This is a genomic window from Martinezella sp. CNPSo 3964 (genome assembly GCF_057784375.1).
Map to the genome: position 1 here is coordinate 524,184 of NZ_JBXSOW010000004.1, position 23,988 is coordinate 548,171.

At 60.9% G+C, this 23,988-nt stretch carries 18 protein-coding genes; 15 read left to right on the plus strand and 3 right to left on the minus strand.

Annotated features, from left to right (window positions below):
- Window positions 1–282 precede the first annotated feature (282 nt).
- A complete protein-coding gene (locus tag AC13Q5_RS16375; RefSeq protein WP_075854834.1) occupies window positions 283–1,575 on the plus strand; it encodes an NCS2 family permease in 1,293 nt (430 codons plus the stop codon).
- A gap of 153 nt (window positions 1,576–1,728) precedes the next feature.
- On the opposite strand, the gene AC13Q5_RS16380 is transcribed toward AC13Q5_RS16375, so the two are convergent.
- Window positions 1,729–2,214 carry an ureidoglycolate lyase gene (locus AC13Q5_RS16380; RefSeq protein WP_488502405.1) on the minus strand — a complete coding sequence of 162 codons (486 nt, stop codon included), beginning with the start codon at window positions 2,212–2,214 and terminating at the stop codon, window positions 1,729–1,731.
- Window positions 2,215–2,762: 548 nt separating this feature from the next.
- Between AC13Q5_RS16380 and uraH the strand changes: the two genes are divergently transcribed.
- Genes uraH through xdhC form a run of 4 tightly spaced genes read left to right on the plus strand, consistent with a single transcriptional unit; the run spans window position 2,763 to window position 7,827 of the window.
- On the plus strand, window positions 2,763–3,128 hold the full coding sequence (gene uraH, locus AC13Q5_RS16385) for a hydroxyisourate hydrolase (RefSeq protein WP_488502406.1): 366 nt from the start codon (window positions 2,763–2,765) through the stop codon (window positions 3,126–3,128).
- A gap of 3 nt (window positions 3,129–3,131) precedes the next feature.
- Window positions 3,132–4,616, plus strand: coding sequence for a xanthine dehydrogenase small subunit (gene xdhA / locus AC13Q5_RS16390; protein ID WP_488502407.1), 1,485 nt, complete (start codon window positions 3,132–3,134; stop codon window positions 4,614–4,616).
- A 3-nt stretch (window positions 4,617–4,619) separates the two neighbouring features.
- Complete coding sequence (gene xdhB, locus AC13Q5_RS16395) at window positions 4,620–6,974, plus strand: xanthine dehydrogenase molybdopterin binding subunit (RefSeq protein ID WP_488502408.1); 2,355 nt, start codon at window positions 4,620–4,622, stop codon at window positions 6,972–6,974.
- A 4-nt stretch (window positions 6,975–6,978) separates the two neighbouring features.
- A complete protein-coding gene (gene xdhC, locus AC13Q5_RS16400) occupies window positions 6,979–7,827 on the plus strand; it encodes a xanthine dehydrogenase accessory protein XdhC (protein WP_488502409.1) in 849 nt (282 codons plus the stop codon).
- Here the strand turns inward: xdhC and AC13Q5_RS16405 are convergent.
- A complete protein-coding gene (locus AC13Q5_RS16405; RefSeq protein WP_488502410.1) occupies window positions 7,817–8,761 on the minus strand; it encodes a LysR family transcriptional regulator in 945 nt (314 codons plus the stop codon). The two genes, xdhC and AC13Q5_RS16405, sit on opposite strands and share 11 nt — an antisense overlap.
- Before the next feature lie 142 nt (window positions 8,762–8,903).
- Between AC13Q5_RS16405 and AC13Q5_RS16410 the strand changes: the two genes are divergently transcribed.
- Complete coding sequence (locus tag AC13Q5_RS16410) at window positions 8,904–10,142, plus strand: urate hydroxylase PuuD (RefSeq protein WP_488502411.1); 1,239 nt, start codon at window positions 8,904–8,906, stop codon at window positions 10,140–10,142.
- Window positions 10,139–11,482 (plus strand): guanine deaminase, encoded by a 1,344-nt coding sequence (gene guaD / locus AC13Q5_RS16415; RefSeq protein ID WP_488502412.1) that lies wholly within the window; start codon window positions 10,139–10,141, stop codon window positions 11,480–11,482. Before AC13Q5_RS16410 ends, guaD begins: the two co-directional genes overlap by 4 nt.
- 61 nt (window positions 11,483–11,543) lie before the next feature.
- Here guaD and bhcR read toward each other — a convergent pair whose 3' ends face one another.
- On the minus strand, window positions 11,544–12,371 hold the full coding sequence (gene bhcR / locus AC13Q5_RS16420; protein WP_488502450.1) for an HTH-type transcriptional regulator BhcR: 828 nt from the start codon (window positions 12,369–12,371) through the stop codon (window positions 11,544–11,546).
- 194 nt (window positions 12,372–12,565) lie between these two features.
- Here bhcR and gcl point away from each other — a divergent pair, with 194 nt between their 5' ends.
- The 8 genes from gcl (at window position 12,566) to AC13Q5_RS16460 (ending at window position 23,954) form a co-directional block, all read left to right on the plus strand.
- Window positions 12,566–14,350, plus strand: coding sequence for a glyoxylate carboligase (gene gcl / locus AC13Q5_RS16425; RefSeq protein ID WP_488502413.1), 1,785 nt, complete (start codon window positions 12,566–12,568; stop codon window positions 14,348–14,350).
- Window positions 14,351–14,362: 12 nt separating this feature from the next.
- Complete coding sequence (gene hyi, locus AC13Q5_RS16430) at window positions 14,363–15,178, plus strand: hydroxypyruvate isomerase (RefSeq protein ID WP_488502414.1); 816 nt, start codon at window positions 14,363–14,365, stop codon at window positions 15,176–15,178.
- A 5-nt stretch (window positions 15,179–15,183) separates the two neighbouring features.
- Window positions 15,184–16,068 (plus strand): 2-hydroxy-3-oxopropionate reductase, encoded by an 885-nt coding sequence (gene glxR / locus AC13Q5_RS16435; protein WP_075854845.1) that lies wholly within the window; start codon window positions 15,184–15,186, stop codon window positions 16,066–16,068.
- A 78-nt stretch (window positions 16,069–16,146) separates the two neighbouring features.
- Window positions 16,147–17,415 (plus strand): glycerate kinase type-2 family protein, encoded by a 1,269-nt coding sequence (locus tag AC13Q5_RS16440; RefSeq protein WP_457879988.1) that lies wholly within the window; start codon window positions 16,147–16,149, stop codon window positions 17,413–17,415.
- 551 nt (window positions 17,416–17,966) lie between these two features.
- Window positions 17,967–18,434 (plus strand): putative pterin-binding protein, encoded by a 468-nt coding sequence (locus tag AC13Q5_RS16445; RefSeq protein WP_075854847.1) that lies wholly within the window; start codon window positions 17,967–17,969, stop codon window positions 18,432–18,434.
- A gap of 89 nt (window positions 18,435–18,523) precedes the next feature.
- Window positions 18,524–20,854: a putative bifunctional diguanylate cyclase/phosphodiesterase gene (locus AC13Q5_RS16450; protein ID WP_488502415.1), complete on the plus strand. Its 2,331-nt coding sequence runs from the start codon at window positions 18,524–18,526 to the stop codon at window positions 20,852–20,854.
- Window positions 20,855–21,299: 445 nt separating this feature from the next.
- Window positions 21,300–22,124 carry a signal peptidase I gene (gene lepB, locus AC13Q5_RS16455; RefSeq protein ID WP_488502416.1) on the plus strand — a complete coding sequence of 275 codons (825 nt, stop codon included), beginning with the start codon at window positions 21,300–21,302 and terminating at the stop codon, window positions 22,122–22,124.
- Window positions 22,125–22,325: 201 nt separating this feature from the next.
- On the plus strand, window positions 22,326–23,954 hold the full coding sequence (locus tag AC13Q5_RS16460) for an MFS transporter (protein WP_075854850.1): 1,629 nt from the start codon (window positions 22,326–22,328) through the stop codon (window positions 23,952–23,954).
- Window positions 23,955–23,988: the final 34 nt, after the last annotated feature.

Consider the following 23,988-nt stretch of genomic DNA (forward strand, 5'->3'; position numbering starts at 1 on the left):
GTATGGTCGGCTGCGTCGGATGACTGTGCAATACGGCGCGACAGCTTCGGCCATGAGTTCGCGGCTCCGAGAACCGAAAAAACTCCCGCGGAAATAGCTTGAAAAACTAGAATGTCTTTCGCGAATTGCAGGGAAATCCGGCTCTAGCGCGTAAAGCCATTAAAAGCGCACAATCCCCCCTCGCCATGAAGCGTTGAAAACCGCTTCTCGCGGCCCGCATCCGGAGGAGATGCGGGCAAGCCCCATGATTTGACGAGCGTCGGGAACGCTTAGGGAGGAATAATGCTTGAACGACTTTTCAAACTGAGTGAGCACGGCACGTCCGTGCGCACCGAGCTCATCGCAGGCGTGACGACATTCCTGACGATGTCCTACATCATCTTCGTCAATCCGGACATTCTGTCGACGACGGGCATGGATCGCAATGCCGTCTTTGTCGCGACCTGTCTCGCAGCCGCATTGGGCTCGATCGTTATGGGCCTTGTCGCCAATTGGCCGATCGGCATGGCGCCGGGCATGGGGCTCAATGCCTTCTTCGCCTTCACTGTGGTCGCAGCCCTCGGCTTTACCTGGCAGCAGGCGCTCGGCGCCGTCTTCATTTCCGGCTGCATTTTCGTCCTCTTGACGGTCACCGGCGTACGCAGCTGGCTGATTGCCGGCATCCCGCATTCGCTGAGAAGCGCGATCGCGGCTGGTATCGGCCTCTTCCTGGCGATCATCGCGCTAAAAAGCGCCGGCATCGTCGTTGCCAACAAGGCAACGCTTGTCGGTCTCGGAGACCTGAAGCAGACCGGCCCTCTTCTCGCAATTCTCGGTTTCTTCATCATCGCCGTTCTGGATGCGCTGAAGGTAAGAGGTTCGATCCTCATTGGCATTCTCGCCGTCACCATTCTCTCCTGGATCTTCGGCGTCAGCCAGTTCCACGGCATCGTTTCGGCGCCGCCATCCATCATGCCGACCTTCCTGCAACTCGATATCGTCGGCGCTCTGCATGGCGGCCTGGTCCACATCATCCTGGTCTTCGTGCTGGTCGAAGTCTTCGACGCCACCGGGACGCTGATCGGCATCGCCAAGCGTGCGAACCTGATCCAGGAAGGAAAGCCGAACCGCTTGAGCAGAGCTCTGCTTGCCGACAGTGCCGCGATCGTCGCCGGCTCGCTGATGGGCACCAGCAGCACGACGGCCTTCGTCGAAAGCGCATCGGGCGTCCAGGCTGGCGGCCGGACGGGCCTGACGGCAATTACCATCGCCGTACTCTTCATCGCAGCCCTCTTCTTCTCGCCGCTTGCAGCCTCCGTTCCCGCCTATGCAACCGCTCCGGCGCTGCTCTACGTCGCCGGCCTGATGATGCGCGAGCTGACCGAGATCGAATGGGATGACCTGACCGAGGCAGCGCCGGCGGCAATTACGGCGCTCGCAATGCCCTTCACCTACTCGATCGCCAACGGCCTTGCCTTCGGCTTCATCACCTATGTCGCCGTGAAGGTCTTCACCGGCCGCTGGTCGATGCTGCATCCGGCAACGCAGATCGTCGCCGCCCTGTTCGTCGTGCGCTTCGCCTTCTTCGCAGACTAGCAGCGGTCTAAATTCAAGGCCGGGTCATTCGCTCGAATGACCCGGCCTTTTGACGTTTCGCAGGACTATGGAAAACGGGAACTCGCGCTAACAAAATAAGGGGCGCTGCGATGGCAGCGCCCCTTATTGACATTCGGATCGTTCTTTACCGGGTTAGCGGATCAGGAACGTCTCTTCATAGAAATGTTCCTCGAGATTGACGCCCTGGCCGCCGCGATCGACGACGATGAAGTCGGAGACGCCATCGAGGGGTGTCAGAATGCCATGCCAGACGTTGCGCCAGATGTTGACGCCCTGCCCGGGGCTGGTGCGGAAGACGACGGGCTCGCTTGGCCCATTGTCCGTCTGGTGAGCCGCAACGACGAGAAACGGATGGCTGGACAGCGGAACGAAGGCCTGGCTGCCGAGAGGATGCCGCTCCACCATCCTTAGCTCCAGCGGCAACGCATAGGGTTCGCCACGCAGCCAGCTGATCATCGTTCGTGCCTCTTCTCCGATCGCTTCGATCTTCGCGAGGTCGTGATAACGGGTGCATTTGCCCGCATTGATGGGATAGCTGTGTGCACCTTCCATCTCGATCACGTCGCCAAAAGGGGCGAATGCGGCTCTGGTCAGCGGCTGAATTTCGATTACTTTCATCCATTGTCTCCCGTTTTCATTCCTCGAAGTCACCTCAGTCTCGATTGGCGATAGGTGTTGTGAAGTTCGATGCGTGGCCTGCGGCAGGGCAGCCGAGTTCGCGCGGAGTGCCAATCGCACTCCGTTCGACCAGCGCGGCCGCGTTATTTCCGTAAGACAGTCGTTACGGACACTGATCCCAGGAGCCGTAAAGTCTATTCCTGGTAAGCCTGTCAGTGCATGGTCGACGGGCAAGTGGGGCGTTGCGGCCAGTGCTCGCCAGAGCCGGCAGCCGTCGCCGGCTTCTTCATCATTCAGGGCAGATTTCTATTCCGAAGCCTGTTTCACCTTTTCAGCGAACTGCCAAAGGCTGTCGATCATGTCCAAGCATGTCGCACCGACAGCGCACGAAACGTCCCTCCAAACGTATCCGATCATCAATTTCTAACCGCAAATCGCGCGCACTATTCCCCTTGGAAAATTTGAAAGTCTCGAACGATACCGCTGCTTTTCAGTGGTACCGGCTTGGCGGATAGTGAAAACAGGAGCGCTACGTTCGGGAGAAAAGCATGCAGTCTCATTCGCCAGGAGCCGGACGGCTCACGACCCACGTGTTGGATACGGCGCTCGGTAAGCCTGCCCACGGCCTGCACATCGAACTCTATCGGATCGAGGGCGATGGACTGCATCTCCTGAAGTCTACCAGGACCAACGACGACGGCCGCTGCGATGCGCCGCTGCTGTCGGGCGAAACCATGAAGGCCGGCACCTACGAGCTGCGCTTTCATGCCGGTGATTATCTCGGCCGCACATCGGAAGGCCCGATGTTTCTCGACATCATCCCGATCCGTTTCGGTCTCGCCGATGAAGGTGCGCATTACCATGTGCCGCTCCTCCTCTCGCCCTACAGCTATTCCACCTATCGCGGGAGCTGAACCATGGCGCCCATGACAATCCGCTCGGAACTTCGTTTCATTCTCAACGGAGAGGACGTCGTTCTGAGCGACGTCGCACCCGACCAGACGTTGCTCGACTGGCTGCGTCTCTGCCGCTCCTTGAAGGGTACGAAGGAGGGCTGCGCCGAAGGCGACTGCGGTGCCTGCACGGTGCTCGTGGGACGGCTGTCGCCTGCTGAGGGCCTCGTCTATGAAGGCGTCAATGCCTGCATTCGCTTCCTCGGCTCGCTCGACGCCTGTCATGTGGTCACTGTCGAGCATCTTGCCCCCAGCGACGACCATCTCCATCCGGTGCAGCAAGCCATGATCGACTTTCACGGCTCGCAATGCGGCTTCTGCACGCCAGGCTTCGTCATGTCTCTCTACGGGCTTTGGATGCAGACGCCGAACCCGACGGATCAGCAGATCGAGACGGCACTTCAGGGCAATCTCTGTCGCTGCACCGGCTACGAGCCGATCCTGCGCGCCGCCCGTTCCATCTCCAGCTATGGCGGGACGCAAAATGATCCCTTGCTGGTCGAGCGCGAAACGATGATCGCGCGCCTGCAAGCCCTTCGCGACGGCGCCCGCGTGGAAATCGGCGAAGGTCGAAATCGACTGATCGTGCCGGCGAACCTTGATGATTTCGCCACCGTTCTCGAGACCTCGCCGACGGCAACCGTGATCGCCGGCTCCACCGATGTCGGCCTCTGGGTCACCAAGCACATGCGCGACATCACGCCGGTCGTGTTCATCGCCGGCCTGCAGGAATTGAAGTCGATCACGGTGAAAGACAAGCTCATCACGATCGGCGCCGGCGTCACCTATTCGGAGGCGATCGAGACACTGTCGCAGCATATCCCGGCGCTCGGACCGCTGATTACCCGTATCGGCGGCCAGCAGGTGCGCAACATGGGCACGATCGGCGGCAATATCGCCAACGGCTCGCCGATCGGCGATACGCCGCCGGCGCTGATCGCGCTCAACGCGTCGCTGACCTTGCGCAAGGGCGCCGTCCGGCGCACCATCGCGCTTGAAGACTTCTTCATCGCCTATGGCAAACAGGACCGCCAGCCCGGCGAATTCGTCGAAGCCGTGCATATTCCGGTTCCAGGGGCGGCGGAAAAATTCGCGGTCTACAAGGTGACCAAGCGCCGCGACGAGGACATCACGGCAACGCTCGGCGCCTTCCGTCTCGCGCTTGCCGCCGATGGCACGGTCGCAGAAATCCGGATCGCCTATGGCGGCATGGCCGCGACGCCGAAACGGGCCTTCGCCGTCGAAAAGGCGCTGCTCGGTCAGCCCTGGAACGAGGCGACGGTGGAAACGGCGATGGAAAGATACGCCGAGGATTACGCACCGCTGACCGACATGCGCGCCACCGCCGAATACCGTTCGCTCGCGGCGAAGAATCTTCTATTGCGTTTCTACCTGGAAACGACGTCCAGTGCGGCACCCGCTCAGGTGTCCAGATATGAGGCTGCATAGGCCATGAATAAGCACGCTTCCGACATCAAGGCCGAAACCATCGTCGGCGGGGTTCATACCAGCCCGCGTCATGACTCCGCGCACAAGCATGTTTCCGGTACGGCGGTCTATATCGACGACATTACCGAACCCACAGGCACGCTGCATGCCGGTCTTGGCCTGTCCTCCGTCGCGCACGGCATCCTGAAATCCGTCGATCTCGACGCCGTCCGCGCAGCCCCCGGCGTCGTCGCCGTGCTGACTCATGAGGATGTGCCCGGCGTCAACGATATCTCGCCTTCCTATATGCACGACGACCCGGTGCTTGCCGCCGGCAAGGTCGAGTTTCATGGCCAGCCGATCTTCTGCGTGATCGCCGAAACGCGCGAACAGGCGCGACGCGCGGCAAGACTGGCAAAGATCGATTATGAGGAACTGCCGGCCGATATCGACATCTGGGATCTCGACGTTTCGACCCATCGCCAGGTGGTTACGCCGCTGACGCTGAAGCGCGGCGATACGGCGGCCGCCCTTGCAAATGCGCCACGGCGCGTGAAGGGCCGTATGCGACTCGGCGGCCAGGACCACTTCTATCTCGAAGGCCAGGTTTCGCTTGCCGTGCCCGGCGAAGACGACGAGGTCGTCGTCTATTGCTCCACGCAGGGGCCGAGCGAGACGCAGCATATGGTCGCCCATGCACTCGGCGTGCCGAGCAATGCTGTCACGATCGAAGTGCGCCGCATGGGTGGTGGCTTCGGCGGCAAGGAAACGCAAGCGAACCAATGTGCGGCGATCGCAGCCATTGCCGCCAAGAAGCTGAAGCGTGCCGTCAAGATCCGGCTCGACCGCGACGAAGACATGGTTGCGACGGGCAAGCGGCATGATTTTGCCATCGACTATGATGTCGGCTTCGACGATGAAGGCCGTATCCTCGGGATCGACTATACCTTCGCGCTTCGCGCCGGCTTCTCGGCCGATCTTTCCGGCCCGGTCGGCGATCGTGCGCTGTTTCATTGCGATAATGCCTATTTCTTCCCGCATGTTCATGCGAAATCGGCGCCGCTCTACACCAATACGGTTTCCAACACGGCCTTCCGCGGCTTTGGCGGCCCGCAGGGCATGGTGGGAGCCGAGCGCGTCATCGACGAGGTAGCCTTTGCCGTCGGCAAGGACCCGCTCGAGATCCGCAAGCTGAATTTCTACGACGCGATGGGCGTCGATGGTGAACGCAATCTCACGCCTTATCACCAGAAGGTCGAGGACTGCATCATCCAGCGCATCGTCGCCGAGCTGGAGGAAAGCGCCGAATACGCCGGGCGCCGCAAGGCCATCGCCGAGTTCAATGCCAAGAGCCGTATCGTCAAGCGCGGTATCGCGCTCACGCCGGTGAAATTCGGCATCTCCTTCACCAAGACGGAATCGAACCGGGCCGGCGCCCTGGTACATGTCTACAGCGATGGCTCCGTGCACATGAACCATGGCGGTACCGAAATGGGGCAAGGTCTGCACCTGAAGGTGGCGCAGGTCGTGGCGGAGGAATTCCAGATCGATCTCGACCGGGTGAAGATCACCGCGACGACGACGGCCAAGGTGCCGAACACCTCGCCGACCGCGGCATCTTCTGGCGCGGACCTGAACGGCATGGCGGCGCAGAATGCCGCACGCCAGATCAAGGACCGGCTGATCGCCTTTGCAGCGGAAAGCCATCAGGTGCCGCGCGAACAGGTGGTGTTCCTGCCCAACCGCGTGCGGATCGGCGATATCGAGATGTCCTTTTCCGATCTCATCAAGAAGGCCTATATGGCCCGCGTCCAGCTCTCGGCCGCCGGTTTCTACAAGACGCCGAAGATCCATTGGGATCGGAAGGCCGGCCGCGGCCATGCCTTCTACTATTACGCTTATGGCGCGGCCTGCTCGGAAGTGTCGATTGACACGCTGACCGGCGAATATGTCGTCGAGCGCACGGATATCCTGCACGACACCGGCCGTTCCCTGAACAAGGCCATCGATATCGGCCAGATCGAGGGCGGCTTCATCCAGGGCATGGGCTGGCTGACGACGGAGGAGCTCTGGTGGGATGGCAAGGGGCGGCTCAGAACGCACGCGCCCTCCACCTACAAGATCCCGCTTGCATCCGACCGGCCAAAGATTTTCAATGTGGCGCTGACCGACTGGTCGGAAGCCTACGAGCCGACGATCCATCGCTCCAAGGCGGTCGGCGAACCACCGCTGCCGCTCGGCCTTGCCGTGCTGCACGCTCTTTCGGATGCGGTGGCGAGCGTGGCCGACCACAAGATCTGCCCGCGTCTCGACGCGCCGGCAACGCCCGAACGGGTGCTGATGGCAATCGAACGCCTCAAGGCCGCACAGAAGGAGTGAGGTCATGTCTGCCGCCCGTGAAGATATCCGGGACTTTCTGCGCCGCGAGCCGGTGTCGATGCTTGTCGAGGTCACCGGGGTCGCGGGTTCCGCGCCGCGCGATACCGACGCCTGGATGCTGGTTTCGGAACGGGCGATCTTCGCAACGATCGGCGGCGGAACCCTCGAATATATGGCAATCGACCAGGCGCGCCGAGCCTTGCGCTCCGGTCTTGCCGCCGAGCCGATGAACGTGCCGCTCGGCCCGGAAATCGGCCAATGCTGCGGCGGCCGAGTAGGCCTGGCCTTCACGGCGCTCAATCCTGCGCTCGCCAACGACCTCGTCGCCCGCAGCGACCGGGAGATGGCCGCGCGGCCGCATGTTTATGTTTTCGGCGCGGGCCATGTCGGCGATGCGCTTGCCATGGCGCTGTCGCTCGCGCCGCTGCGCGTCGTCCTTGTGGATACGCGGGAAGAAGAGCTGATTGCCTCCAACGTGCCGGGTATTGAAACCTGCCTGACAGCCATGCCGGAAGCCGTGGTGCGCGATGCGCCGTCAGGCAGCAGCTTCGTGATCCTCACCCATGACCACGCACTCGATTTCCTGATTGCGGCGGAGGCACTCAAGCGCTCGGATGCCGCCTATGTCGGCATGATCGGCTCGAAGACCAAGCGCGCCACCTTCCGCAACTGGCTATCGCGCGAAACCGGCCATGCGGAGCTTTTCGATCGCCTCACCTGCCCGATCGGCGGTACGGCGGTCAAGGACAAGCGGCCCTCCGTCATCGCGACACTGGCCGCCGCCGAGATCATGACGGCGGCGCTGACCTGGGTGGCCGACCACGCAAGGCTTGCTGGAACCGTCAGCCGCTAGAAGCCGCGGCCGCAGGCTCATCTTCGAGCAGCTTGCCGATGAGCCGTTGACAGCGCTCCGCCATGAAATCGATCATCAGCCGCACCTTCGGATCCTGGAAACGCTTGTGGGGGTAGATGGCGGCGAGCTGAACCGGCGCCGGTGGGCTCTCCTTCAGGATCTCCACCAGCCGCCCTTCCTTCAGATAGGCCTTCACCTCGAATAGCGGCTTGTTGATGATGCCGCGGTCTTCCAGCGCCCATTGGGTGAGCACGTCGCCGTCGTCGCTATCGTAAGGGCCTGCAACTTCGAACTTGCGAACGCCTTCCGCCGTCGTCAGGGTCCAGTAATACTCCTTCGATCCGGGATAGCGCAGCAGAAGACAGTCATGTTTGTCGGCAATCAAGGCGTCCGCGGTGGCAGGCACGCCGCGGCTTGCAAGATAGGCCGGCGAGGCGCACAGCACCCGCTCGCAATTGAGGATGCCGCGCATGCGCAGGTTCGAATCCTCCAAGACGCCGAGCTTGAAGGCGACGTCGACGCCCTCGGCCAGGATATCGACATTGTGGTCCGACAGGCGCACCCGTACCTCGATATCCGGATACTTGTCATGAAATTCCGGAATGCCAGACGCGATCAACCGCCGGCCGATGCCGAGCGGCGCGGTAATTCTGAGCGACCCTTTCGGATTGCGCGAGAGATCGGCGATCGCCCCCTCCGCCTCGTTTACGGCCTCGATGATCTTCACGGCCTTTTCATAGAAGACACGGCCATGTTCTGTCGGCGAGAGCTTGCGCGTCGTGCGGTTGAAGAGGCGCACGCCAAGATGACGCTCGAGCTCCTTGATGCGATTGCTCGCAACCGCCGGCGTGACGCGCTGATCGCGCCCCGCTGCCGAAAGGGTACCGAGTTCGACCACGCGAACGAAGACACGGACATTATCGAGATAGGACATGGTCCCTTTCTACCACATCGGCGTGCGGAACAAAGCAGGGGTCATCTTATAGATTTTTTTGAAAGTGTTGGTGGATTAACCGGGATTTTCGAGAAAATCGAGCGATGGCAAACAGTCGGATGAAGATCAGGAGGGAGTTCCCATGTATGAATATGCCATCGCCTGGGACTGGATAACCTTTGCTGTCCGCTGGCTGCACGTGATCACGGCGATCGCCTGGATCGGTTCCTCATTCTATTTCGTCGCGCTCGACCTGGGCCTGAAGAAACATCCGCAACTGCCGCCCGGCGCCTATGGCGAGGAATGGCAGGTCCATGGCGGCGGCTTCTACCATATCCAGAAATATCTGGTGGCGCCCGCCAACATGCCGGAGCACCTCGTCTGGTTCAAATGGGAAAGCTACGTTACCTGGCTTTCGGGCTTCGGCATGCTCTGTCTCGTCTATTATGCCGGTGCCGATCTCTACATGATCGACCCCGCCGTCCTCGACGTTTCAAAACCGGTGGCGATCGCCATTTCGCTCGGCACGATCGCGGGCGGCTGGATCATGTACGATCTCATCTGCAAATCGCCCTTCGGCAACGACAACACGCGGCTGATGGTGGCGCTCTATTTCATTCTGGTGGCGGTCGCCTGGGGTTATACGCACCTGTTTACGGGCCGTGCAGCCTTCCTGCATCTCGGCGCCTTTACCGCGACGATCATGTCGGCCAACGTGTTCTTCATCATCATCCCGAACCAGAAGATCGTCGTTGCCGACCTGATCGCCGGCCGCAAGCCAGATCCCAAGTATGGCCGCATCGCCAAGCAGCGCTCGACGCACAACAACTACCTGACGCTGCCGGTGCTGTTCCTGATGCTGTCGAACCACTATCCGCTGGCGTTCGGCACGCAGTTCAATTGGATCATCGCCTCGCTCGTCTTCCTGATGGGCGTCACGATCCGCCACTGGTTCAATACCCGCCACGCCAATGCCGGCAACCCGACCTGGACCTGGCTGATCACCGTCATCCTCTTCATCATCATCATGTGGCTTTCCACGGTGCCGAAGATCCTGACGGGAGAACCGACCACCAAGGTCTCCGCAATCCAGCAGCCCTTCGTTACGGCCGAGGCTTTCCCCAAGGTTCGCGACACGATCATGGGACGCTGCTCCATGTGTCATGCGAAGGAGCCGAGCTGGGAGGGCATTATCGCGCCGCCGAAGGGCGTCGTCTTCGAGACCGACCGCGACATCGCCGCCCATGCCCGCGAAATCTATCTGCAGGCAGGCCGCAGTCACGCCATGCCTCCGGCTAATGCCTCGCACATTACCGACGAGGAGCGCCGACTGCTCGTCTCCTGGTACGAAAGTGCCATCAATGGGGAGAAGACCCAATGAATGAAGTCCTGATCCGTGGCCGCGTACTCACCTTCCTTGCCGAGCCGCAAGGCATCGATGATACCGCATCCTATCGCTATATCGAGGATGGCGCGATCTATGTTCGCGACGGAAAGATCGTCGATATCGGCTTGTATAATGACATTCGCAAGCTGGCGGATGCCGGCATCCGGATCGCAGATCATCGCCCGAACCTCATCCTGCCGGGCTTTATCGACACCCATCTGCATTTCCCGCAGACGCAGGCGATCGCCTCCTATGGCGCCCAGCTGCTCGAGTGGCTGAACACCTATATTTTCGTCGAGGAGCAGAAGTTCGCCCGCGCCGCCCATGCGGCCGAAGTGGCGGACCGCTTCATGGACGAACTCCTGTCGAACGGCACGACAACGGCGGTTGCCTATTGCTCGGTGCATCCGGAAAGCGTCGACGCGTATTTTGCGGCGGCCGAAGCACGCGGCATGTGCATGATCGGCGGCAAGGTGATGATGGATCGCAATGCGCCGGACGCGCTGCGCGATACGCCGCAGCGCGGCTATGACGAGACGAAGCGACTGATTGCGAAATGGCACGGCCGCGGCCGCGCGCACTATGCGATCAGCCCGCGCTTTGCCATCACCTCGACGCCGGAGCAGATGGAGATGAGCAAGATGCTCGTCGCCGAGCATCCCGACTGCTACGTCCAGACGCACCTCTCCGAAAACCGGGACGAGATCGCCTTTGCCACCTCTCTCTATCCCGAGGCCAAAGACTATACGGATATCTATGCCCGCTACGGTCTGCTCAATGACCGCATGCTGCTCGGCCACTGTATCCATATGAGCGAACGGGAAGTTGCGGTGCTCGCCGAAACCGGCGCGGTCGGCGTCTTCTGCCCGACCTCGAACCTCTTCCTCGGCTCCGGGCTTTTCAACGCCGCGGAATTCGACAGGCTCGGCGCGCGCTGGTCGGTTGCGACTGACGTCGGCGCCGGCACGAGCTTCTCCATGCTGGAAACGATGGACGAGGCCTACAAGGTGCTGCACCTGCAGGGACAGCGGTTGACGCCGTTCAATTCTTTCTATCGCATGACACGCGGCAACGCGCTGGCGCTCGGCCTCGAAAGCCACATCGGCTCGCTGCAGGCGGGTGCGGATGCCGATATCGTCGTGCTTGATTCCAGCGCCAAGTCGGCCATGGAATTCCGTATGCGCACCGCGACCTCCCTGGCTGAAGAACTCTTCATTCTGCAGACCATGGGTGACGATCGCTGCGTTACGGAAGTCTACGTCGCCGGCAAGGCGATGAAGAGCAAGGGCAAGAAGGCGGACACGATCGCGCGCGAGCAATTGCAGCTCGCCTGACCAGTCAAGTGGCGGACCGAAAACGCCGTCGTCTCTGGATAGGGGACGGCGGCGAAGGCGTTCAGGCTCGCCTCGATCGGCCACCCATCGCCTTCGTCAATTCTTCCGCTGCCGCCCGCACAACCGGGCCAAGTGCTGCGACCCTTTCATCCGGCAGCCGCACGGCCGGCCCTGAAATCGAGATGCCGGCAATGGCCTCGCCATATTCGTCGAAGATCGGCGCCGCCACACATCGCATGCCGAGCGTGTGCTCCTCATCATCGATCGACCAGCCGCGTGACCGGATCTCAGCCATATCATTGAGCAGCATGGGCAGCGTGTCGCGGGTTTTATCGGTGAAATGCTGCAATGACCGCCCTTTGAGCAACGCTTCGATCTGGCTGTCCGCCCAGGTGGAAATGATCGCCTTGCCGATACCCGAAGCATGGATCGGCCCACGTCTGCCGGGGCGGAAGAAGGCGCGCATCGGCGCGTGACTTTCCGCTTGGGAGATGAAGACGACATCGCCGTCTTCCTCGATGGCGATATTGGCGGTCTCGCCAGACGCCTCCATCAGCTGCTTGAGGAAGGGCCGACTGATCGTGCCAAGCTTGCGGAAGCGTAAGTAGGCCGTTCCGATCTCGAAGGCTTTCACCCCGATCGTCCAGGCGCCGGTTTCATCGTCATGGGCGACCATGCCGTGCTGGGCGAGAGAGGTCAGCAGTCGGTGGACGGTGGAGGGCGCCATCGCCGATCTGTCGGCGAGGTCGGTGAGGACAGCGCCGTCGGCTTCGGCCACCAACTCCAGGAGCTTCAGGCTGCGATCGAGCACCTGCACGGACGAGGCGGCCGCATTCTCAGCCGGCTTCCGGCCCGGCCTACCCCTCGCCTTTTCCCGATTTTCCGCCATGACGCTCACTTCTGACTGAAGGCGCGCCACGCATTTGGGCGCGCCATGATTGGGCTTCATGACATATCCGCTTCGCTTCGATTGTTCCAGATTTGTTGAAAATGTTTATTTCCATATGATGGGATTGATTTCCATTTTATGATTGCACTCACTGACCCATGCGGTACCTTCGATACAGAAACGGAGGAAATCCCATGGCGAAGATGCGCGCAGTCGATGCCGCAGTGCTGGTTCTGGAAAAGGAAGGCGTCAATTGCGCCTTCGGCGTTCCCGGCGCTGCGATCAACCCCTTCTACTCGGCAATGAAAGCGCGCGGCTCGATCCGCCATGTGCTGGCCCGCCATGTCGAGGGTGCAAGCCATATGGCGGAAGGCTATACCCGGGCTCGCGCCGGCAATATCGGTGTTTGCATCGGAACGTCAGGCCCGGCCGGCACCGACATGATCACTGGCCTCTATTCCGCTTCCGCCGACTCGATCCCGATCCTCTGCATTACCGGCCAGGCGCCGCGCGCCCGTCTCGACAAGGAAGACTTCCAGGCCGTCGATATCGCCAAGATCGCGGCACCCGTCACCAAGTGGGCCGTCACCGTCATGGAGCCGGCGCTCGTGCCTTACGTCTTCCAGAAGGCATTTCATACGATGCGCTCCGGCCGCCCCGGTCCGGTCCTCATCGATCTGCCCGTTGACGTCCAGGTCGCCGAAATCGAGTTCGACATCGAAACCTACGCTTCGCTCGAGCCCTACAAGCCTTCGGCAACCCGTGCGCAGGCGGAAAAGGCGCTCGCCATGCTGAACGCGGCCGAGCGGCCGCTGATCGTCGCGGGCGGCGGCATCATCAACGCCGACGCTTCTGACCTGTTGGTCGAATTCGCAGAGATCACCGGCGTTCCGGTCATCCCGACGCTGATGGGCTGGGGCACGATCCCGGACGACCATCCGCTGATGGCCGGCATGTGCGGGCTGCAGACCTCGCATCGCTACGGCAATGCCACGCTGCTCGCCTCCGACTTCGTTCTCGGCATCGGCAATCGCTGGGCCAATCGCCATACCGGCAACGTCTCGACCTATACCGAGGGTCGGACTTTCGTGCATGTCGATATCGAACCGACCCAGATCGGGCGCGTCTTCGCCCCGGATTTCGGCATCGTCTCTGACGCCGGCGCTGCGCTGAAGCTCTTCCTCGACGTTGCGACGGAATGGAAAACCGCAGGTAAGCTGCGCGACTGGTCGGCCTGGGCGGAGGAATGCCGCGAGCGCAAGCGCACCATGCTGCGCAAGACGCATTTCGACCAGACGCCGTTGAAGCCGCAGCGCGTCTACGAGGAGATGAACAAGGCCTTCGATCGCGACACCTGCTATGTCTCGACCATCGGACTCAGCCAGATCGCCGGCGCGCAGTTCCTGCATGTCTACAAGCCGCGCAACTGGATCAATTGCGGCCAGGCCGGCCCACTCGGCTGGACCCTGCCGGCAGCCCTTGGCGCGCGCGCCGCAGATCCGGATCGCCCGATCGTCGCCCTGTCCGGCGACTACGACTTCCAGTTCCTCATCGAGGAGCTCGCGGTCGGCGCGCAGCACAAGCTTCCGTACCTGCATGTGGTCGTGAACAATTCCTATCTCGGCCTCATCCGTCAGGCCCAGCGCGGCTTCAACATGGATTTCGAGGTCAGCCTCGCCTTCGACAATATCAACGCCACGGATAATGCCGAACCAGGCTACGGCGTCGATCACGTCGCAGTTGCCGAAGGCCTTGGCTGCAAGGCGATCCGTGTGCGCAGCCCAAATGAGTTCCAGGAGGCTTTCACGACGGCGCAGCAGCTCATGAGGGAACACCAGGTTCCCGTCGTCATCGAGTTCATTCTGGAGCGTGTCACCAATATCGCCATGGGCGCCGACATCAATGCCGTCGTCGAGTTCGAGGAGCTTGCCGAACGCGGCGAGGATGCCCCGACCGCGATCCTCGCCTTGCTGGACTGAAGGAGAAATCAAATGCCGAAATTTGCGGCCAATCTGACCATGCTTTTCACCGAAGCGCCCTTCCTTGATCGTTTCGCGCTCGCCGCCAAGGCAGGCTTTGAAGGGGTCGAATACCTGTTCCCCTATGATTTCGCGAAGGAGGCGCTACGCGCCGAGCTCGATCGTCATGGCCTGACACAGGTGCTGCACAATCTGCCCGCCGGCGACTGGGCCGGCGGCGAGCGTGGGATCGCGATCCTGCCTGATCGTATCGACGAATTCCGCCGCGGCGTCGCCTCCGCGATCGACTATGCAACGACACTCGGCTGCACGCAGATCAATTGCCTCTCAGGTATCGCGCCAGCCGGCGTGTCCGACGACGTGCTGCGGACCACTTTCGTTGCCAATCTCGGATATGCCGCGACAGAACTACGCAAGCACGGGATGCGCCTGCTGATCGAGCCGATCAACCACTTCGACATTCCGGGATTTTACCTCAACACACCGGATCAGGCGGCTTCGATCATTGCCGAGGTCGGCAGCGACAACCTGTTCATTCAATATGATCTCTACCACCAACAGCGCACCGAGGGCGAGCTGATCGGGACGTTCAAGAAGCACCAGGCGCAGATTGCGCATATACAGCTTGCCGATAATCCCGGACGCAACGAACCGGGCACCGGCGAGATCGCCTATCCCTCCATCTTCGATGCGCTCGATGCGCTCGGCTACGACGGCTGGATCGGCTGCGAATACAAGCCGCGCACCACGACCGCGGCGGGGCTCGGCTGGTTCGCCGCAGCCGGCCGTCACGCCGAAGGCGCAGCCATTCTCAATATCAGGAGCTAAATAGCATGGCACATATCGGATTTATCGGCCTCGGCATCATGGGAACCCCCATGGCGCGTCATCTGCAGAATGCCGGCCACATCGTCGTCACATCAAAGTTTTCCATTCCGCCGCGCCAGGAACTGCTCGACAACGGCCTGCAATTCGTCGAAACGCCGAAGGCGCTCGCCGAGACCGTCGACACGATCATCCTGATGCTGCCGGATACGCCCGAGGTCAAGGACGTTCTCTTCGGTGAGAACGGCGTTGCCTACGGCCTTTCGAAAGGCAAGCTCGTCATCGACATGAGCTCGATCTCGCCGATCGAGACCAAGGAATTCGCCAAGAAAGTTCGCGAAACCGGTGCCGAGTATGTCGACGCTCCGGTTTCCGGCGGCGAGGTCGGTGCCAAGAACGCCTCGCTCTCGATCATGGCCGGCGGCTCGGAGGCAAGCTTCGAACGCGCGCTGCCGCTTTTCCAGCTGATGGGCAAGAACATCACGCTCGTTGGCGATTGCGGCGACGGCCAGGTCACCAAGGTCGCCAACCAGATCATCGTCGCGCTGACGATCGAGGCGGTGTCAGAGGCTCTCGTCTTCGCGTCGAAGGCGGGCGCCGATCCGGCGCGCGTGCGCTCGGCCCTGATGGGCGGCTTTGCCTCCTCGCGCATCCTCGAAGTCCACGGCGAGCGCATGGTCAAGCGCACGTTTGAGCCCGGCTTCCGCATCTCGCTGCATCAGAAGGATTTGAACCTCGCACTGCAAGGCGCCAAGGCGCTCGGCATCTCGCTGCCGAACACGGCCTCGACGCAGGAGCTCTTCAACCAGTGTGCCGCCAATGGGGATAGCGGGCTCGATCACTCCGGCCTCGTCAAGGCGCTGGAGCGCATGGCGAACCATCCCGTTGCCTAGGATGCGTAGAGAAACAGAAAGCAAGCGGTTTCGCGTTTCCGAGGAAACGCGGACACGCCCCAAGATGTGAGAAACCCGATGCCGAGCATTGCCGATCCGCGTGCCTTCCTGGAAAAGCTCTTCTATGCGGCCGTCGCTGCTGCCGATCCGGACAAGGCGCTCGCCGCCCACCTGCCGGAAAAGCCGAAGGGCCGGACAGTCGTGGTCGGCGCCGGCAAGGGAGCCGCGCAGATGGCGCGCGCTTTCGAGCGCCTGTGGGATGCACCGCTATCCGGTGTCGTCGTCACGCGTTACGGTTATGCGGCTCCTTGCGAGCGCATCGAGGTTCTCGAGGCCGCTCATCCCGTGCCGGATGAAAGTGGCCTTCGCGCTGCCGATCGGTTGATGACAGTGGTAAGCGATCTCACGGAGGACGATCTGGTTGTCGCCCTCATCTGTGGTGGTGGCTCCGCATTGCTGCCAGCCCCTGCCGGCGATCTGACACTTGCCGACGAAATCGCTGTCAATCGGGCCTTGCTTGCCTCCGGTGCGCCGATCAGTGCCATGAATGCGGTGCGCAAGCAGGTCTCGCACATCAAGGGAGGCCGCCTGGCGGCATTGGCCCATCCGGCTCGCGTGGTCTCCCTCGTCGTCTCCGATATTCCCGGCGACAACCCTGCCCTCGTCGCCTCCGGCCCGACCATTGCCGACGAGACGACCCGCGCCAATGCACTTGCGATCATAGAACATTATGGTCTCGAATTGCCGGAAGCGGTGATGCGTCATCTCGAAGATGGCAGGGACGAGCCGCCGCAACCCTCGGACCCTCGTTTCGCCCGCAACGAGGTGAAGCTCGTTGCTTCGGCCGCCATCGCACTGGATGCTGCTGCCGACGTCGCCCGCAAGGCCGGCGTCGAGACTATCGTGCTATCCGATGCTATCGAGGGCGAAGCATCGGAGGTCGGTCGCCAGCATGCGGCGATCGTAGCCAAGATCCTGCAGCGAGGTCTGGCGTCGCAAGGCCCCATGCTCCTTCTGTCTGGCGGGGAAACCACGGTAACGATCAAGGGCAAGGGCAAAGGCGGCCGCAACAGCGAGTTCCTGCTATCCTTCGCCTGCGCCATTTCCGGCCAGAAAGGTATTTCAGCGCTTGCCGCCGACACGGACGGCATCGACGGCTCCGAGGACAATGCCGGTGCCTTTGCCGACGGCGCCACAATTTCGCGGCTTGCCGAGCTGGAAAAAGATGCGGCCGAATTCCTGCAGCGCAACGACAGCTGGTCGGCCTTCGCCGCTCTCGGCGACCTTTTCATCAGCGGCCCGACCGGCACGAACGTCAACGACTTCCGCGCGATCCTGCTGCAATAGATCATCGCTGCCTGCTAATCGAGCGAGTTGGAGAATACGCTGCCGATGGCGTGACGCATTCTGTATTGAGCGGCGCGGTTGGAAAGCGTATGAACTCATTAAAAAGCTGAACTATTTTCTTGCGGGTAGGGCCAACCGTTGCGGGCAAGTCGGCTATCATGTCTATCATGAATTTGTTGCACTTCCTCATTATCGAGGAGTAGCAAGGAGAAAGCGCTGTCGCGCCAGTCACTTTTTGATCCGGTCACCGCGCTTCTTAGGTATGATTGATGGGGAGATGAAATCGCAGTATCCTTACAAGTGCCGAAGCTGCCGAGAAAGTCCATATCGGCACCCGTCGACTTCATAGCAAAGGTGCAGATCAGCGGCATGCAAGCCGGAACTTACCGACCTGGAAATAGATCAGCGAGTTCCGACAAATGCTACGCCCAATCTTGAGCTGTTAAGTTTGTTTCCATTGCCCTGTGGAACTTAACCGATCTTTAACAGCCAGTTGTGCAGGCTGGAGATAGAACGGGCAAGGCCCATACCCCGAAAGCATCGGACCCTCAATGCGTCTTCTCGCCTCAATTATTTTTGCAGTCCTTGCTGCGTTCGCCGCGCCCGCCCTGGCGCAGGACGTGCCGTCAGTGACGATTACCAGTTCGTCGGGCTCGGTGACGTTCGATCGCAATCAGCTTGAGGCCATGGGCCTCGTGTCGATCAAGACGTCGACGCCCTGGAACGAAGGTGTCGTCAACTTCGAAGGCGTGCCAATGGCGCTATTGCTCGAAAAGGCCAAGGCCCAAGGTGCAACGGCCACAGTCATTGCCCTCAATGATTATAGCGTCGATATCCCGACTAGCGATTTCACCAAGTTCGGCACGATCCTCGCCGTCAAGCGCAATGGCGCATACATGCCCATCGACGATCAAGGCCCGTTCTTTGTGATGTATCCATTCGACAGTAACCCCATCCTGCAGGGACAGCCCTATCACGGCCGTGCCGTCTGGCAGGTCAAGGCAATCTCCGTCAAATAGCAACCCCATCGGACCGCATGCGCTACCTCCGCACAGCGCTGATAATTGTGATCCTGGGTTTCATCACCTCGGCGATCTATATTTCCGCCTTGGTCTTCCAGCGCCAGACCGCACTACAAGATGTCGGCTTGGGCAATATCACCTGGACGATAGCCCAAGCTCCGAGTGAGTTCACCAGGCTCGAACAGCGCGTCAGCGCCATGGGCATGAACGACGGCAGCGTCGATGCCCACGAAGTCAGGCTGCGCTTCGATATCGTCGTCAATCGCCTCAAGACCCTGCGGTCCAATGGGGTCGAGAAGTTCGTACAATCCAATCCGCATATCGGCGAGACCCTCGACGACCTCGAAGAAGCCCTCAACCAGACCCGGCCGCTCCTTAGGCAGCTTTCAGTGCCCGGCACACCGGCGCGTATCCTCGCGATCCTGGAACCGATATACCCGAAGCTGGCGCGGCTCTCCAGCGACAGCAACATGTGGTATTCGGCACGCATTGCCGAGGACCGGCGCGGCCTCCTCGGGCTCCAATTGGCTCTAACCTGGGTCACGGTTGGCATGCTCATCGGCGGTTGCCTGCTGATTCTGCTGCTGCTCATTCACAACGGCCTTCTGGGCCGAGCCCAGAAGATCCTGCAGGCCAAGGAGCAGACCCTGGCGATCCAGAATGCCCGGTTCGATGCGGCGATGGAGGCCATGTCGCTCGGTCTCTGCCTGCTCGACGACCAATATCGAGTCATCGTTCACAATCCCCGTTTCCTGACCCTGTTCGGCCTGGACGAAGTCCGGGCGAGGCTGGGCACCCCCTTGGCTGATCTCATCGCACCCGAATTGCTGCCCCCTGGATTGTCAACTGGCGGGTCGCGCGGCCTTGCTGGCGATAAGACCCGTGTCCGGAACGACATCGCCGTGCTCAGCGACCATATCCATCATCTCGCAAATGGCATAGTGCTGGCCGTATCGCACGAACCGACGGGTGAAGGCGGCTGGGTTTGCACCTTCGAGGATGTCAGCGAACGTCACCGCGCGCAGGATCGTGTAGTGCATATGGCCCATCATGACGCGCTGACCGACATGCCCAATCGGTTGCTATTCTGGGAGAGCGTCGGCCACGCGCTGCGCGGATTGGCGGCCGGCGGTCAATTATTTACCATACTCTATCTCGATCTCGACCGTTTCAAAGAAGTCAACGACACGCTGGGCCACCCTGTCGGCGACGTGTTGCTGCGCAAGGTTGCCAGACGGCTGCGCAACACCGCGTCACAACATGACATCGTCGCGCGATTGGGTGGTGACGAATTCGCCGTCCTGCATACATGCATGGATTCCACACTCGACAGCGCCCGCGACCTGTCGGAGCGCCTCATTGCCAGCATCAGCCGGCCTTACCGTATCGGCGGCAACGAGATTGTTGTCAGCACCTGTATCGGTATCTCAGTGGCGCCGCGCACTGGCGGAGATACGGGCCAACTGATGAAGAATGCCGACCTGGCGCTTTACCAGGCCAAAGCTGATGGCAAGGGGGTCTACCGCATCTTTTCCCCGCAAATGGAAGAGGATCTCCAGAATCGACGCAATCTGGAGGCAGATATGCGCCATGGCATCAAGCTCGGGCAATTCGAGGTTCATTATCAGCCGCAGATTTCACTCAAGACCCGCAAGATCGTAGCCAGCGAGGCGCTGGTACGCTGGCGCCATCCAGAGCGCGGTCTCATCCCGCCGGCCGAATTCATTCCACTGGCAGAGGAAACCGGCTTCATCGATGCGCTCGGCAAATGGGTGCTGCAGCAGGCATGCCAAGATGCTCTTAACTGGCCCGAGGATGTGCGCGTTTCAGTCAACCTCTCTCCGGTCCAGTTCCGCCAGACGGACCTGGTCGATACGGTCAAGACCGTACTGGAACTGACTGAGTTCGATGCGCGGCGGCTGGAACTGGAAATCACCGAGTCGGTACTCCTGCAAGACAATGCCGCTAATTTAGAGGTATTGAACCGGCTCCGTTCGCTCGGCTTGACCATCGCACTTGACGATTTCGGCACCGGCTATTCTTCGCTGAACTATCTGCAGCGCTTCCCCTTCGACAAGCTGAAGATCGATCGCAGTTTCGTGCGCGACCTGGAAAACCGGCCTGACAGCTTTGCCATCGTCCAGTCCATCGCCACCCTCGGCCGCAATCTCAAGATGCTGACCACGGCGGAGGGCGTTGAGACGCAGACCCAGCTCGACCTGGTCATCAAGGCCGGTTGCTCGGAGAGTCAGGGCTATTACTTCAGCCCACCTGTCCCGGAAACCGAATTCCGCACCATGATCGGCCGGAAGACCAGCGATGTCGGCGGAGCCTTAAACGTTCGGAGCCCCAAACCTGGCAGAGACAAAGGTTTGGGGAAGGCTGCGGACGCTGATTCTGCGGACGGACAATACTAGCCCATTCCCGACTGCACGGCATTGACCTGATGGGTGAGCCGCAAGTTCCCGCGGAAAGCGGTCCGCCGTTCAAAACGATACCAATGCAGAGAGGTGCGTCCGACGACAAAGGATGGGGGGCAGTCGTCGGACGCTGCACTGTCCGACCCGAGGGTGGCATACAGGCCGGTATTTAGAATATTAGCATCTACCGTAGATCTAGGTGAGCTACCCGATTGGATTGGAAGGTAGGTAGGTGGGACCGCAGCAACCCCTCTGTGTTGATCATGTAGCAGCAATCGGTTGCAGGTCTGGCGGAGCCAGCAGCGCCTTCATGGCCTTCGAGCGGATAGTTATTTTCGAGGCCGCGTTAACGACCGCGCGCCGACATCATTTCGCACTTGCCTTTGCCGCCCCACGCGCAATCTTGACGCTTCATGTTCGGTTCGTGACGTGCGAGGGCAATGTGAGTTTCTCTTTCCACAGTAGAGTGCTGGTAGCGGGATTGTCGGTCCTCCTCTTTGCGGGAGAGGCTACGGCGGGCAATGATGCGCGCGAGCAAGAGTTCGTACGATTTATCGGGCCGGCCTATCCGCTTTTTCTTGCGAAGGCGGGGCTATGGAAGACAAATCCGGCCGAGATGCAGGAGCTGGCAGGCAAGGCAGCCAAGGCGCTATCGGCCGTGGCCCCCGCTGGTTGCGATGCTGCCCGCTTCCAGCGCGATTTTTGCGGCATGACCATGCAAACAATGCCCGCATCCTCCATGGCGCCGAGCCTCCAGGAGGGGGAAGTCCTGATGACAAGACCCTACAGCGGGGCGACCCCAAAGCGCGGCGACATCATCGTCTTTTCCAGCAAGTACTACGCCTCCCCGGACAAGCCCGTCTTGTACGTCAAGCGACTGATCGGCCTTCCCGGTGAAAAGGTGGAATTGCACGATGGTACGGTTTTCGTCGACGGCAAGGCGTTTGCAGCTGTGCCGACGGACCACACGATGACGGACCTCTTCGGCAATGCCGCTAGAATTCTCGAAGAGACGACGCCGGAGGGACGACGCTATGAGACCGCCATGACTGATCGAGCAATCGCCGGCCAGGATGAAGCAGGCCCGTTCGAGGTGCCTGCCGGTCATTATTTCGTACTCGGCGACAACAGGCACAATTCGGTCGACAGCCGCTTTCCGGCTCAGTTCAGCGAAAACGGGTTCATCTCCGCCAAGGATGTTTCCGGCGAGGCCGTGGTCATCTTCGTTTCTCCCCACCCAGATCGCATTGGCACGTTGCTCGAGTGAAAGGCGTTCTTTGCAGCTTTGGCCGTTCAGAGCTTGACGTACGCGCCTGCCGAATTCCGCCTTTATTGGCGAGAATATTATTCCAAAATCGTTTCGGAAATTAGCAAATCACTATAGGCTCGATTTCGACTCGGCTGCGCATATGCTTCGAGCAATTTCGCTGCGCCATCGAGCAAGATAATCCTGCGAAGAAAAGCCGACATGCCCAATAGAACCTCCCCGCTCGTCGCGTTTCAGTCCAAGACATTCCGCTCTCTCTGGTCGGCAACGCTCATCTCAAATCTCGGCGGTTTGGTCGAAGGCGTCGGTGCTGCCTGGCTCATGACCAGCCTTGCCACATCCCACGGCATGGTGGCACTGGTCCAGTCCTCCACGACGCTGCCTGTCATGATCTTTTCGCTCGCCGCCGGCGCACTTGCCGACAATTACGATCGAAGACGGATCATGCTGATCGCGCAGACGCTGATGCTTAGCGTATCGGCAACGCTGGCAGTGCTGTCCTACACCAATGCCCTGACGCCTTGGCTGCTGCTTTGCTTCACCTTCCTGATTGGCTGCGGCGGTGCGCTGCACAATCCCTCATGGCAGGCCTCGATGGGCGATGTCGTGCCACGCGAGCATCTGCCGGGCGCCGTGGCGCTTAACAGCATGAGCTACAACCTCATGCGCAGCATCGGGCCAGCGATCGGCGGTGTTATCGTCGCAGCTGCGGGCGCGGCCTTTGCATTTCTCTTCAACGTCTTTTGTTATTTTGCTCTCATCTTCACCCTATGGCGCTGGAAGAAAGCCCCCGTCTACAATACGCTGCCGCGCGAGCCCTTCGGCAGCGCGATGTCGGCCGGATTTCGTTACGTCCAGATGTCGCCGAACCTGCTCAAGGTGATGTGCCGCAGCTTTGTCTTCGGCCTGACGGCGATCGTCATTCTGGCGCTGCTGCCTCTCGTTGCACGCGACCATGTCCATGGCACGGCGATCACCTATGGCATCATGCTCGGCTTCTTCGGCTTCGGTGCCATCTGCGGCGCGATGCTGATCGGCCGCATTCGCGATGTCTTGAGCAATGAATGGGTGATCCGCGGCGCCTTCTTCACGCTGGCGGTCAGTTGCTTCTTCCTGGCACTCAGCAATCAGGTATGGCTGAGCTGTCTTCTCCTCATGCCGGCCGGCGTCGCCTGGGTGCAGGCCTTCTCGCTCTTCAACGTCACGGTTCAGCTTTCGACGCCACGCTGGGTCGTCGGCCGCGCCTTGTCGCTCTATCAGACCGCCACGTTCGGCGGCATGGCTGTGGGCAGCTGGCTCTGGGGCGAACTGGCGGACGCGCATGGCGTCACTGGCGCCCTCTTCATCGCAAGCGTCGCCCTTGGCATCGGCGGCCTGCTTGGTCTCGTGTTGCGCCAGCCGGACTTCGAATCCCTCAATCTCGATCCGACAAATACCTTCAGCGAACCGCAACTGCAGCTCGATCTGCGTTCCAGAAGCGGCCCGATCCTGGTCATGGTGGATTATGACATCGAGCAGGAGGACGTACAGGAGTTTCTGGCCGTCATGGCCCAGCGCCGCCGCATGAGAATCCGCGATGGCGCAAAGCAATGGTCGCTGTTACGCGATCTGGAAAAGCCGAACACCTGGACGGAAAGCTACCATCTGCCGACCTGGATCGACTATGTCCGCCACAGCCAGCGCCAGACGCACGCCGATGTCGAGGTCGCCGAACATCTGGACAGATTGCATCGCGGCGACCAGCCGCCGGTCATCCACCACATGATCGAACGACAGACGGTTCCCCGGCACGACGACATGCCGTTGAAGCCTTATCTCGACGCGACATGAGAAAGCCGCGCCGCCCTCTTCCCGATCATCCGGC